Annotated in this window: 11 protein-coding genes; 6 read left to right on the top strand and 5 right to left on the bottom strand. The window is 72.9% G+C overall.

Features of this window, described 5'->3' with window-relative positions:
• Positions 1–4: 4 nt before the first annotated feature.
• Positions 5–1,456 carry an 8-oxoguanine deaminase gene (locus tag BCD49_RS36025; protein ID WP_071042408.1) on the bottom strand — a complete coding sequence of 484 codons (1,452 nt, stop codon included), beginning with the start codon at positions 1,454–1,456 and terminating at the stop codon, positions 5–7.
• A 35-nt stretch (positions 1,457–1,491) separates the two neighbouring features.
• Here BCD49_RS36025 and BCD49_RS36020 point away from each other — a divergent pair, with 35 nt between their 5' ends.
• Positions 1,492–2,442, top strand: coding sequence for a TrmH family RNA methyltransferase (locus BCD49_RS36020; RefSeq protein ID WP_007515212.1), 951 nt, complete (start codon positions 1,492–1,494; stop codon positions 2,440–2,442).
• A 51-nt stretch (positions 2,443–2,493) separates the two neighbouring features.
• Here BCD49_RS36020 and speB read toward each other — a convergent pair whose 3' ends face one another.
• A complete protein-coding gene (gene speB / locus BCD49_RS36015) occupies positions 2,494–3,561 on the bottom strand; it encodes an agmatinase (RefSeq protein WP_007515213.1) in 1,068 nt (355 codons plus the stop codon).
• Between the two features lie 40 nt (positions 3,562–3,601).
• Between speB and BCD49_RS36010 the strand changes: the two genes are divergently transcribed.
• The 5 genes from BCD49_RS36010 (at position 3,602) to BCD49_RS35990 (ending at position 8,499) form a co-directional block, all read left to right on the top strand.
• Positions 3,602–4,123, top strand: a complete 522-nt coding sequence (locus BCD49_RS36010) for a DUF2752 domain-containing protein (protein ID WP_007515214.1) — start codon at positions 3,602–3,604, stop codon at positions 4,121–4,123.
• Between the two features lie 175 nt (positions 4,124–4,298).
• Complete coding sequence (locus BCD49_RS36005) at positions 4,299–5,141, top strand: ABC transporter ATP-binding protein (protein ID WP_007515215.1); 843 nt, start codon at positions 4,299–4,301, stop codon at positions 5,139–5,141.
• 308 nt (positions 5,142–5,449) lie between these two features.
• Positions 5,450–5,932 (top strand): hypothetical protein, encoded by a 483-nt coding sequence (locus BCD49_RS36000; RefSeq protein ID WP_007515216.1) that lies wholly within the window; start codon positions 5,450–5,452, stop codon positions 5,930–5,932.
• Between the two features lie 230 nt (positions 5,933–6,162).
• Entirely contained in the window at positions 6,163–6,987 is an 825-nt protein-coding gene (locus BCD49_RS35995) for a MarR family transcriptional regulator (protein WP_131803634.1), read from the top strand.
• A gap of 144 nt (positions 6,988–7,131) precedes the next feature.
• Positions 7,132–8,499, top strand: a complete 1,368-nt coding sequence (locus tag BCD49_RS35990) for an ABC transporter substrate-binding protein (protein WP_007515218.1) — start codon at positions 7,132–7,134, stop codon at positions 8,497–8,499.
• Positions 8,500–8,643: 144 nt separating this feature from the next.
• On the opposite strand, the gene BCD49_RS35985 is transcribed toward BCD49_RS35990, so the two are convergent.
• From BCD49_RS35985 to BCD49_RS35975, 3 genes are read right to left on the bottom strand one after another with little or no spacing between them, the layout of a single operon-like run.
• Positions 8,644–9,417 carry an ABC transporter ATP-binding protein gene (locus tag BCD49_RS35985; RefSeq protein ID WP_083401904.1) on the bottom strand — a complete coding sequence of 258 codons (774 nt, stop codon included), beginning with the start codon at positions 9,415–9,417 and terminating at the stop codon, positions 8,644–8,646.
• Positions 9,414–10,178 carry an ABC transporter ATP-binding protein gene (locus tag BCD49_RS35980; protein ID WP_071042414.1) on the bottom strand — a complete coding sequence of 255 codons (765 nt, stop codon included), beginning with the start codon at positions 10,176–10,178 and terminating at the stop codon, positions 9,414–9,416. Before BCD49_RS35980 ends, BCD49_RS35985 begins: the two co-directional genes overlap by 4 nt.
• Positions 10,175–12,457 carry an ABC transporter permease gene (locus BCD49_RS35975; protein WP_007515222.1) on the bottom strand — a complete coding sequence of 761 codons (2,283 nt, stop codon included), beginning with the start codon at positions 12,455–12,457 and terminating at the stop codon, positions 10,175–10,177. The genes BCD49_RS35980 and BCD49_RS35975 overlap by 4 nt, the downstream gene beginning before the upstream one ends.
• Positions 12,458–12,460: the final 3 nt, after the last annotated feature.

Raw genomic sequence — 12,460 nt, 5'->3', positions numbered from 1 at the left:
TCCGTCAGGCGCGCGTCGTCGCTGCCGGGATGGGGCCCGCGTCCTCGACGGCGGCCTGGATGCCGGTGGCGATCGTCCGGTGACGGGCCAGCATCTCGTCGACGCCCGGGTGGGTCGGCGTCCCGTCCTCGACGACGAGGCGGCCCGCGACGACGGTGTGCCGGGAGGCGACCGGGCCGCAGCGCAGCCAGGCCTCGATCGGGTCGGAAAGGGCGCCCGCGAACGCGATCCCGGTCAGCGGCCAGACGACCAGGTCGCCGACCGCGCCGACCGACAGCTCGCCGATCTCGCCCACCCGTCCCAGGCAGCCCGCGCCGCCCCTGGTCGCGATCTCGAGCGCGTCCCGTGCGGACATCGCCGCCGAACCGTGCCGCAGCCGGCCGAGCAGCATCGCGTTGCGCGCCTCCATCCAGAGCGACGCCGAGTCCGCCGAGCTCGACCCGTCACAGCCCAGGCCCACCGGCACGCCGGCGGCGCGGAACTCGCGGATCGGGGCGAGGCCGCCGCCGAGGATCATGTTGCTGCTCGGGCAGTGCGCCACCCCGGTGCCCCAGGAGCCGAGCCGGGCGACCTCCTCCTCGTTCGGGCAGATGCAGTGCGCGACCCAGGACCGGTCGCTGCCCCAGCCGACCTCGGCGAAGTGGTCGATGGGTCGGCGGCCGTAGACCGCGAGGCAGTAGTCGTCCTCCTCCGGGTCCTCGGCCAGATGGGTGTGCAACCGGACGTCCAGCCGCTCCGCGAGCTCGGCCGTCGCCGTCATCAGCTCGGGACTGACCGAGAACGGTGAGCAGGGAGCGAGCGCGATCCGCACCATGGCGCCGTGTGCCGGGTCGTGATGCGCCGCCACCAGCCGGGCCGACTCGGCGAGGATCTCGTCCGGGTCCTGAACGACGGAGTCCGGCGGCAGCCCGCCGTCCTTCTTCGACAGGGACATCGAGCCGCGCGTCGGGTGGAAGCGCATGCCCAGCTCGCGGGCGGCGGCGATCTCCGCCGAGATCAGGTCACCGCCGCCCTTCGGGTGYACGTAGAGGTGGTCCGTGGTCGTCGTGCAGCCACCGAGGGYGAGCTCGGTGAGCCCGATGTACGCGGAGACATGCACCGCCTCCTCGTCGAGGCGCGACCACAGYGGGTACAGCGTGGTCAGCCACTGGAAGAGCGTGCCGTGCAGGGACGGGGCGAAGGCCCTGGTGAGGTTCTGGTAGATGTGATGATGGGTGTTGACCAGTCCCGGAGTGACCAGGCAGCCATCGGCGCGCAGCACGCGCCTGGCCGCCGGCGGCTCATCACCGGCCGCGCCGACGCCGCTCACCAGCCCGTCGGTGATCGCCACCCAGCCGCCGGGCAGCTCGCGGCGCTCGGTGTCGACGGTCGCGACCAGCTCGGCTCCGGCCACCAGCAGGTCGGCCGGCTGGCCGTTCAGGGCGGCAGGCGAGGGGGAGTCCGGGTGCGCGGTCATGAGGGCCGATTCTGCTGGCCTGGGGTTACGTCCATATGACGGCAAGCAATCCGCGGAAGCCGGCCTCCCCGGCCTCCCCGGCCTCCCCGGCGTACCCGGCCTCCCCGGCGTCCTCGCCAGACTCGTCGGCGACCTCGGCGACGGCGACCTCGGCCACCCCGACAACGCTGAGGATCGTGCCGGTCGACGACCCGGCCGACCCGCGCGTGGCCGACTACGTCGCCCTCACCGACGTCGCCCTGCGCCGCCTCAAGGAGCCGGCCGAGGGGATCTTCATCGCCGAGGGTGAACGAGTGATCCAGCGGGCGCTGCGCGCCGGCTACCCGCCGCGGTCGGTCCTGGTGGCGCCCGCGCGGCTCGACGCCGTCCCCGCCGAGATCGGCCCGGACGTCCCCGTCTACCTGGCCGGGCCGGACGTGCTCGCCGAGATCACCGGCTTCGAGGTGCATCGCGGCGCGCTTGCCGCGATGGGGCGTCATCCCGCCCGCGACCCTGCCGAACTGCTCTCCTGGGCGCTGCGCGTCCTCGTCCTCGAGGATCTGGTCTCGCACACCAATCTCGGCGCGATCTTCCGGTCGGCGGCCGGTCTCGGAATGGACGCGGTGCTCCTCAGCCCGCGCTGCGCCGACCCGTTGTACCGCCGGTCGGTCCGGGTCTCGATGGGCGAGGTCTTCGCGGTCCCCTATGCCCGGCTCGACCCCTGGCCGGCGAGCCTGGCCACGCTCACGGAGCGCGGCTTCGAGCTGCTCGCCCTCACCCCGGCCGCCGACGCCACCGACCTCTCGGCGCTGCGCCTCGCGCCCGACGCCCGCGTCGCCGTCCTGCTCGGCACCGAGGGCGAAGGCCTCTCCGCCGCCGCGCAGGCCGCCGCCAGCCGCCGGATCCGCATCCCGATGGCCGCCGGCGTCGACTCCCTCAACGTCGCCGCCACCGCGGCCATCGCCTGCTACGCCCTGGGCCGGCCGGCCTCCCCGCCGATCAGCTAGCGGGACAGTCAGGCCAGCTAGCGGGGACCATGGAGTCAGGGGGAAGCAGGGTCAGGGGGCGGTTCCGGGCAGGTCCGGTGTGCCTCCGGCCTCGGCGCGGCGGCGGTGGGCGAGCGCGGCGAAGATCTCCATCGCTACCCGGTGCGCGCTGTTGACCGTGGTCTCGGCGTGATCGTAGGGCGGGGAGACCTCGACGATGTCGGCCGCGACCAGCGGAGTGTCCAGGGCGATCTGGCGGACGGCGCGCAGCAGGTCGGCCGGGTTCATCCCGCCGGGCTCCGGAGTGCCGGTGCCGGGCGCGAACCCGGGGTCGAGGACGTCGATGTCGACCGACAGGTACAGCGCCTTGCAGCCGTCCACCGCCTCGGCGATCGCGTCGGCGATGACGGCGCGTGAGCCGCGGTCCCAGACCTCGTGCATCAGGTGCCAGCGCAGGCCGTTCTCGCGCATCCAGGCGAAGACGTCCGGTGGCGGCCAGTAGCCGCGCARCCCGACCTGGACGAAGTTGCGGCCGCGGATGGCGCCGGACTCGATCAGCCGGCGCATCGGGGTGCCATGGGAGGCCAGGTTGCCGTCGATGATGTCGGCGGTGTCGGCGTGCGCGTCGAAGTGCAGCAGGCCGACCTCGCCCCAGCCGACCGCCTCCGCGACCGCCGTCGCAGCGGGCCAGGTGATCGAGTGGTCGCCGCCCAGCACCAGCGGGAAGATGCCGGCCCGGGCGACCTCGTGGACCTTGGCGCGAATGTTCGCGTGGGAGGCCTCGGTGAGCCCGTGCGGGCAGTGCGCGTCGCCCGCGTCCACGACGTCGAGCCAGTCGAAGATCTCGATGCCGAGGTCGAGGTGGTAGGTGCCCGGGTCGTAGGCCAGCGCGCGCAGCGCCCGCGGGCCGAACCGGGCGCCTGGCCGGTGGGTGGTGGCGACGTCGAACGGGGCGCCGACGACCGCCACGTCGGGGCGCCGCGCCAGCAGCTCCGCCTCGGTCTCGTACCAGGGCCGGCCACAGAACGTCGCGAGACCGGCGTAGCCAGGTCCGTCGGGATTACCCGCGGCGGCCTCGCGCGCCGCGTAGGGCGGCACCGGCCGGCCCGAGGTCCTCGGCGTCTTGTCGGCCTCGTCCATCACGTCCGCCTCCCCTCCGCTTCCGTCTACGCTGGCCAGTATGAGTCTGGCGGACCAGCCTGGCCCCTCGGCGGCCACGCCCGCCTCGGCGCCCGCCTCGGTGCCCGTCCCGGGCCAGGGTGGCGCCGACGCCCTCCCGGGGTGGCCGGTGCGCCGCTGGTCGCGGCGCGCGCGGCTCGCGGGCTACCTGGGGGTGGCGGCGGTCGTGGCGGCGGGCTCGACGATGATCTACCTCGTCGACCCGGCCGAGCCGGGCCACTACCCGACCTGCCCGTTCAAGCTGGTGACCGGCCTGGACTGCCCCGGCTGTGGCTCGATGCGCGGGCTGCACCAGCTGCTGCACGGGCACCTGGGGCACGCGGCGAACTACAACGTCCTGCTGGTCGTCGCCGCGCCGTGCCTGGTGGTCGGCTGGCTGGTCGCCATGGCTCGGCTGCTGGGCTTCCAGGTCCGGCTGCCGCAGCCACCCGCGTCGCTTTACCGGGCGATCCCGGTCCTGGTCATCGCGTTCTGGATCGTGCGCAACATCCCGGGACCCGTCGGCCACTGGCTGCACTCGTAGGCGACCCGTAGTTCGCCCATGGCTGGCCCGGCGTCCACGTACTTCCCGCGTATTCCTCCCCGCATAAGGCCGGAGACGGTTGATCGCACCGCTCGCTCGCCAGGGCGGCACGATCCGGTTACTTGGGGGACTTCGCTACAGTTCGACCGGATGTCCCAGGACCCTGGGGGTGCGAATGACGCAGGGCACGGGCCGGTGTGCCGGCCAGATCCAACTGGTCGGGTTGACGCACCACCATCCCGGGGCCTCGGCCGCCGCGGTGGCCGGCGTCGAACTGACCGTCGCCCCCGGCGCGTCGCTCGCCCTGGTCGGCCCCGCCGGCGCGGGTAAGACGACCGTGCTGCGCCTGGTCGCCGGGCTCGAGGCCCCGACCGAGGGCCATGTGCTGCTGGACGGGGCGGAGGCCGCCGACCTGCCGGCCGTGCGCCGCCACGTCGTCGCGGTGTTCGGGCGCTACAGCCTCTTCCCGTTCCTCGACGTCGCCGCGAACGTCGCCTTCGGCCTGCGGGGTGGCGCACCCCAGTCGCGCGGGCGGGCGCTGGCCACCCCGGCCGGCCAGGCGGCGGCGGCCCGCCGGGTCCGCGAGGCGCTGGAGCTGGTCCGGCTGGGTGACTACGCCCGCCGTCGCCCGCCGCAGCTCTCGCCGGCGCACCAGCAACGGGTGGCGATCGCCAGGGCGCTCGTGCTGCGTCCGCGGGTGCTGGTGCTCGATGAGCCGCTCGGCACGGTGGACGACGAGGACCTGCGCGTCCGGCTGGCGGCCGACCTGCGCGTGCTGCACCGCCAGCTCGGGTTCACGCTGCTGTACGCGACCCGCTCGGCCGGCGAGGCGTCCGCGCTGGCCGACCGCGTCGCGGTCCTCTCGGAGGGTCGCCTGCTGCTGGAGGCCGAGCCGGCCGAGGACGCGGCCGCGCGGCCCCGCGACGACGGATCCTCGGACGACGAGTCGGACGAATCGGCGGGCCGGCGGATGCTGGCCACGACCGACACCCCCGAGGCAGGCGCACCGGCCGCCTGATGCCTGTGCCTGACGCCTGCCGCAGCCGGTTTCCCTGTCGCTCAGGCAGGTAGCCGCCGTTCGCGGCGCATCCGCGCGGACCGTTCGGCGGCGACGGCGGCCCTCGCGGCCGGGTACCCGCGGGGCCGGGATTCGAGGGGAAGCCGGTTACTGTGGTCAACGCCGGGAACGGGCGAGGCAGTACCTGAGTACGCGACGCCGGAGCACGTGAGCAACCGGAGCGCGTGAGCAACCTGGTGTGCGTGAGCAACCGGAGTGCGCGGGGAAAGACCGCCGGGGCCCCGACCCAGACCCACCGGGAGGCAACGATGACCGAGCCCGCCGACTATGCGCGGGAGACGTTCGACTCGTCGAGCGTTCTCGACGACGTGCCGCTGACCGTCGAGGAGAGCCTCGACAGCGACGACCTGGGCGACACCGACGCGGGCCTGGACCCTCTCGACGACAGCTGGGACGCCCCGGACCGGCCGAGTGCCGAGACCCGGCACCGTCCGACCGCCACGGAGGGCCGGGCGGGAGCCTCGCTGGACGACCAGCTGGCCCAGGAGATCCCGGACGTGGATCCCTACCTGGAGGCGGAACGCTCCGAGTCGGGCCCGGTGCTCGACGACGACGTCGAGGGGATCAACACGCCGTTCGGTGACGATGGCGGCAGCTTGCGGCTGGCCGGGCTGGTCGCCGACGACGCGAACGGCCCCGGCGACGTGCCGACGGGGCGGCGGGCCGAGTACCTGGGCGACCCGGAGACGTGGCCGGTGGCTCCCGAGGAGGACGCCCTCCACCTCGACTGAGCGGGACTGGACCGAGCGGCCCAGAGCGGCCCTGGGTGCGTCCGCCGGCGCCGCCGGTGACCGCCCGGCGGTCGTCTGGTGCCCGCCCGTTAGCGTCCCGTTACGCAAGGTGGCCGATGTTTGGCGGACAGACGCTGCCAGATGGGCGGCGCGCGCCAGCGTGGGCACACCGGGCGGGCAATTCCACCCCGCTTGTCGGTGAGACACGGATAACGTATAGCGTCCGCTTCGTGGCTACTGTTGCGGACCGGATTCTCGGCCATCTGACCGGGGCTCCAACCGGTTTGGACGACGGCAGACTCGCGGAGGCCATTGGTGCCAGCCGCAGCTCTGTCAACAACGCGTGTCGCAAGCTCGCCGAGCAGGGGCGGCTGGTGCGGATCGTCGGCCCCGACGGCAAGATCGTGAACCAGGTGGCGGTCGGCACCGCGGCCCCGCCGAACGGGCAGACCGCCGAGGCGCCCGCGGCTGAGGAGTCCGTCGCCGCGGCCCCCGCCGCCCCGGCGGCCGCCGACAGCGACGTGGACGACGCACCGCAGATCCCGGCCGCGCGCCAGGGGTTGGACGACGTGCCCGGCATCCCGGCGGCCCGCCTTCCGGGCGACGACGAGCCGGCGCCGCCCGCGCCGGCGGCCGAGGAGGCCACGCCGTCGACCGAGCCGGCCGCTGAGACCGTCGAGCCGGTGGCTGCCGAGGCGGAGCCGGAGCCCGCACCGGAGCCGGAGCCCACCCCGGAGGTGGCGCCCGTGGCGTCAGCCGAGCCCGCGGCTTCCGAGGAGGAGCCGGCCGCTCCTGTCGTCGAGGCGGCCGCCGCGCCCGAGCCCGCGTCCGAGCCGGTCGATGTGGCCGTCCCCGAGGACGAGGTGGCGGAGGCGGAGCTCATCGCGGCCCCGGCCACGTCACCGGACGCCGACACGGCGGCCACCGATGACACGGCGGCCGATGACGCCGACGGCGACATCGAGGACGCCGACACGTCCACCGAGCCGGATCCGCCCACATCCACCTCCGGCGCCCGGCGGCCGTGGTGGCGGCGCTTGCTGCCGCTGCGCTAGCCGCTTCGGTCGGGCTGGCCCATGCCAGCCGGCGAGATGTCGCGCCCGCCGCGCGGGTGTGAGCCGCGTCCCGGTTGGCTGGAGCCGGCGGGGTATCGGCGCGGGAATAGCGTGACAGCGTCACGGAACTCACCAGGGGAGAGCATGTCCATCCGAGCCCGAGCGCTCGTCGCCGCTGTGGCGCTGTCGACGCTGGCCTTGTCCGCGTGCGGCAGCCGGGTCCACGACGACGGCAGCGACACCGGAAACACCGGGAACACCGGCGGCGCCACGCAGGGGGCGTCCGCCAACACGGCGTCCGACACCGGTGTCACCCCGGACGAGATCAAGGTCGGGGTGATGGCGGCCAAGAACAGCCCCCTCGGCGCGGACACCTTCTCGGCGACCACCTTCGGCGCGCAGGCCTACTTCAAGGCGCTCAACGACGCCGGCGGGGTGAACGGCCGGAAGGTCACCGCCGAGCTCTGCGACGACAAGGGCAGCGGCGACGGCAACGTCACCTGTGTCCACGACCTGATCGATGACAAGAAGGTCTTCGCCTTCGCCGGCACGACGTCGTTCGACTACGCGGGCGCGCCGTACGTCAGCCAGAAGGGCGTCCCCGACGTCGGCGGTGAGCCGGTCTCCGGAACCGCCTACTACCAGTACCCGCACCTGTACTCGATCTACGGTGGCTTCGGCTACCCGCGGGACGGCAAGGCGCCGGGTTACGACGGCAAGCTGTACGCCGGCACCGAGAACTACCGCTGGTTCAAGGAGAAGCTCGGTGCCAAGACGGCGGCGGTCGTGTACTTCGAGATCGGGCCGTCCAAGCAGTACGCGGACTCGATCGCGGCGGGCCTGCAGAAGGAGGGGTACAAGGTCGTCAAGGAGTCGATCAACCTCGGCCTGCAGAACTGGGACGCGGCCGTGCTGGACATGAAGCGCCAGAATGTCGACCTCGTCTTCGACGCGCTGACCTCCGACGCCAACGTCGCGCTGTGCCAGTCGATCCAGGCCCAGAACATGCCGCTGAAGGCGAAGGTCACCACCACCCAGAGCTGGACGGACGCGGCCGGCGAGGCCTACAAGTTCACGCCGACGTGCCTGAACAACCTGTACGCGATCAGCCAGAGCGAGAACTACAACAACGTGGATGACCCGGAGGTCAAGAAGTACCGGGACGCCATCGCGAAGTACTTCCCGGACCGGGCCGGCAAGATGAGCATGTGGATGTTCGAGGGCTACATCTCGGCGATGTGGCTGACGGACGCGATGAAGTCCTGCGGAGCGGACCTGACCCGCAAGTGCGTCGACAACTACATGAGCACGACGACCTATGACGCGAACGGCCTGCTCATCCCGCACAACTTCAAGGTCGTCGACACCCCGCCGGCGACCCACAACGGCTGCCTGAACGTGGTGCGCTGGACCAACAGCGCTCCGACCGGCAAGGCTGGCTGGACGTCTCAGACCGACGACATGACCAAGAACTGCTTCGACGTCCCAATGTTCAGCTTCAACGCCGGCTGACGGTTCCACCCGGCTGGAGAAGCGGCCCAGAGAGGGCCGTCCGCAGGGAAATTTCGAGGGGCGCTGGTCCCGGCATCAGCCGGGACCAGCGCCCCTCGGCATTTTCTGAGATCGTCGCTCGGTCGCCGTGTCGCGGCGGCGGGCTTAGGCGTGCGCGAGCTCCGCGGGGTCGCCGACGAAGGAGCGCTCGCCACGGTGCAGGACGTAGGCGAGGTCGGCCATGCCGAGCGCCGCGTCGGTGTACTGGTCGGCCAGGATGACCGTCGTGCCGGTCGCGGCGACGGTCGCGAGCCACTCGAACAGCTCGGCGGCCACCTTCGGCGACAGGCCCAGCGAGAGCTCGTCGACCATCAGCACGCTCGGGCGGGCGAGCAGGGCGCGGGCGAGCGCGAGCATGCGTCGCTCGCCGCCCGACATCGAGCCGGCCCGCTGGGGCAGCCGGTCACGCAGCTTCGGGAACGCCTCCAGCGCCGGCGTGATGTCCGGGTGCCCGGTGGCCTCGGCGACGACGAGCAGGTTGTCGCGTACCGAGAGGCTCGCGAACACGGCCCGCTCGTCCGGTACCAGCAGGAGGCCGCGTCGTGCCCGGTCGACCGTGGACATCCTGGTGATGACCTGGTCGCGCCAGGTGAGCGTGCCGCTGCGCAGAGAGACCAGTCCGGCGAGGACACGCAGCGTCGTACTCTTGCCGGCACCGTTGACGCCGAGCAGTGCGGTGACCTTGCCGGACGGGATGACGAGATCCAGGCCGTGCAGCACCTCGACGGCGCCGTAGCCGGCGCGGGCACCGGTCAGCCGCAGCTCGATGCCGTCGGGGGCCGGAGCGCCGGCGCGTGYCGTCGCCGCGGCCGCGGCCGCCAGTGCGCTGGCGGACGAGCCGGCCGCGATGGCGGCGGACGATGAATCCGGAGCGGTCATGCCACCGTTCCCTGCGCGAGGTAGACGGACTGGACGGTCGGGTCGGCGCGAACCGCCGCCGGGTCGCCGTGGGCGACCACCCGGCCGCCGACCATCGCGTAGACCTGGTCGCACACGGTGAACACCAGGTCGACGTCGTGGTCGACGAGCACGATCGCCACGCCGTTGGCGGCGATCCGGCGCAGCAACTGGGAGAACCGCTCGGTCTCGGCGGCGTCGAGGCCGCTGGCCGGCTCGTCGAGCAGCAGCACGTCCGGGTGGGTGCACAGCGCCCTGGCGCACTCGGCCAGCCGCAGCGCTCCGGTGGGCAGCGACCCGGTGATCACGTTGGCCACGTCGGTCAGGCCGAGGGAGGCCAGCATCTCGTCGACTACCTCGTCGTGCCGCGCGTTGCCGCGTATGCCGCGGCCGAACAGGCCGCCGGCGTAGTCCCGGMGGCGGTTCTCGACGCCGACCAGCAGGTTGTCCCGCACGGTCATGCTGGTGAACAGCGACGGCACCTGGAACGTCTGTACCAGCCCCAGCCGGGAACGCTGGTCGGGGCGCAGCTTGGTGATGTCACGCTCGCCGAGCAGCACGGCGCCCTCGTCGGGCTGCTCGACGCCGGTGAGCAGGCTGAACACCGTCGACTTGCCGGCACCGTTCGGACCGATCAGCCCGGTGATCAGCCCAGGCGGCGCGGAGATGTCGACGTGGTCGACCGCTGTGAGCCCGCCGTAGCGACGGACGAGGCCGACGGCGCGTAGTTCGGCGCGGCTCACCACCGGCCTCCTTCCAGGTGGTTGCTGTTCGAGCCCGCCGGCACGGAGCCGGCCTGCTGGCCGGTGGACGAACCGGAGGCGCGTGGCCCGACCTCGCCGGCCGGTGCCGGGATCACGGCGTCGGGGCCCGTGCTCCTGGCGCTCAGCATGCGTAGCAGTGTCTGGCCGAACGGGGTGAGGTCGAGCCCACGCTCGGTCGCGATCCGCTCGGCGGCCGCGAGGCCCGCCGAGCCGGCGGCCAGGGGCTCGCTGAGCCAGACGCCCGCCGGAACCTCCGGCGTGGCCGTGGCAGCCGCGTCGCCCGGTGCGGTGGGGCGGGGGATGGCTGCCCCGAGACCTGCGGCGGCCGGCGGCCGCGGCACCGGGCGGACCAGGGCCTCGGGCTCGACGAACTGGTCGGCGAGGCGCTGGGCGACGAACCGCGCCAGGCCGCGGACGGCCGAGGCGAGGCCGCCGGGCAGCCAGCCCAGGGAGAGCGCCAGGATGCCGATCGCCAGCGTCGACGAGCCGGACGGTGCGAGCACGTCGATCGCGACGATCAGGGACGCGCCGATGATCGCGCCGACCGCGCTGTCCGCACCGAAGACCACCATCGCGGTGAACCACAGCAGGCTCTGGATCGGCTGGAAGGTCTGCGACGAGAACGACGAGGCGCCCTGCACCAGCAGCGCGCCGCCGAGGCCGGCGACGACCGAGGACATGGTGAACGCGATCAGCTTGAGGTTGCGCACGTCGACGCCGACCGCCGCCGCGCCGCCGGTGTTGTCGCGCACCGCGAGCAGTGCCCGGCCCAGCCGGCCGCGGTGCAGGCTGCGCACGGCGAGCAGGCCCAGGCCCAGACCGACCAGCTCGATGACGTAGAACGCCTTGTCGTTGAGCTGCCAGCCGCCCAGGTACAGGGAGTTGACGTAAAGACCGCTGGAGAACTTGGGCTGCTCGAAGACGAACTGGCTGACGACGGCGCCGACGGCGAACGTGGTCAACGCGAGCGTGAGGCCACGCCGCCGGATCGCCGGGTAGCCGGTGATCAGACCGACCGGGGCGACCAGGATCGCCCCGACCAGGATCGCGAGCAGTCCGGGCATCCTCGGCAGGCCGAGAAAGTCGCCGTTCGCGAGCTTCAGTGAGAACAGGGCACCGAGGCCCGCGTAGCCGGCGACGCCGAGCGACACCTGCCCGCTGTAGCCGGTGACGATCACCAGTGACAGCATGATCAGGGCGACGGCCGGGACGTCGAAGGCCGAACGCAGGTCCGCGGCCCGGAAGAGCAGCGGCGTGAGCAGCATGACGAAGCCCGCGAGCTTCCACACCAGGTCCTTGCTGCGCTCCTCGACCGTCCCGGCCGGGTCCTGCGCGCCGCGGCTGGACAACCGGCCGGCCGAGCCCGCGTCGCCCAGCTCCTTCAGCTTCGGGATGGCCAGCAGCAGCACGAGCAGGACGACCACGAAGAGGTTCGACTCGAGCGACCGGTAGACGTCCGCGAACTGGCCGTCCACCTTGAACTGGGTCAGCTCGCTCTGCAGGATTCCGATCGCGAGGCCCGCGAACACGGCGATCGGCAGGCTCGCTAGGCGAGCGGCGACGACGACGGCGAACGTCTCCAGGACGACGAGCGACAGCCCGTACGGGGACAGCTGCAGCCGGGGCGCGAGCAGCACGCCGGTGAAGCCCGCGAGCGTCGTGCCGAACGCCCAGCCGACGGCGGCGACCCGGTCGGCCGGCACCGAGGACAGCTCCGCGAGCTGGCGGTCGTCGACGACGGCCCGCATCTGCCGGCCGAACCTGGTGCGGTTCTGCACCACTCCGAGCGCGACACAGCAGACGACGATGAGGATGAGCGTGCTGATCGTGTCGACACCGATGCGGTGCCCGCTGATCCCGACCGACTTGTTCGGGAACAACGGCGGGGTGTCGTTCTTGGAGCCGAGCCCCCAGATGCCGGCGCACATGCCCAGCGTCAGCACCAGCACGCCGAGGCTCGCGACCAGTGACTCAGCCGCGGAGGCGCGCCGCCGGGCGAGCGGACGGAAGACGAACCGCTCCAGCAGCAGGCCGAGCAGGGGTGACAGGATGGCGAGCGCGAGCACGGCCGCGAGCCACTTGGGCAGGTCCCACTCGACCGCCATCTGCCGGTACACGTAGGCGACCAGGGCCGCGATGCCGCCCTGGGCGAGGTTCAGGACCCCGTTGGTGCGGTAGGTGACCAGCAGGCCGATGCCGGACAGCGCGGCGATCGCGCCGATGGCGAGGCCGGCGATCGCCAGGTCGACGCTGAGCATCGG

It is taken from the genome of Pseudofrankia sp. EUN1h (assembly GCF_001854645.1).
In the GTDB taxonomy this organism is placed as follows: domain Bacteria; phylum Actinomycetota; class Actinomycetes; order Frankiales; family Frankiaceae; genus Pseudofrankia; species Pseudofrankia saprophytica.
The sequence above is the reverse complement of the archived record's forward strand: the minus strand, read 5'-3'. Positions and strand labels throughout refer to the sequence as shown.

Excerpts from the sequence above, each read along its gene's own strand:
- BCD49_RS36020 (WP_007515212.1), top strand. The coding sequence starts at position 1,492 with ATGACGGCAAGCAATCCGCGGAAGCCGGCCTCCCCGGCCTCCCCGGCC.
- BCD49_RS36010 (WP_007515214.1), top strand. The coding sequence starts at position 3,602 with ATGAGTCTGGCGGACCAGCCTGGCCCCTCGGCGGCCACGCCCGCCTCG.
- BCD49_RS36005 (WP_007515215.1), top strand. The coding sequence starts at position 4,299 with ATGACGCAGGGCACGGGCCGGTGTGCCGGCCAGATCCAACTGGTCGGG.
- BCD49_RS36000 (WP_007515216.1), top strand. The coding sequence starts at position 5,450 with ATGACCGAGCCCGCCGACTATGCGCGGGAGACGTTCGACTCGTCGAGC.
- BCD49_RS35990 (WP_007515218.1), top strand. The coding sequence starts at position 7,132 with ATGTCCATCCGAGCCCGAGCGCTCGTCGCCGCTGTGGCGCTGTCGACG.
- BCD49_RS35975 (WP_007515222.1), bottom strand. The coding sequence starts at position 12,457 with ATGCTCAGCGTCGACCTGGCGATCGCCGGCCTCGCCATCGGCGCGATC.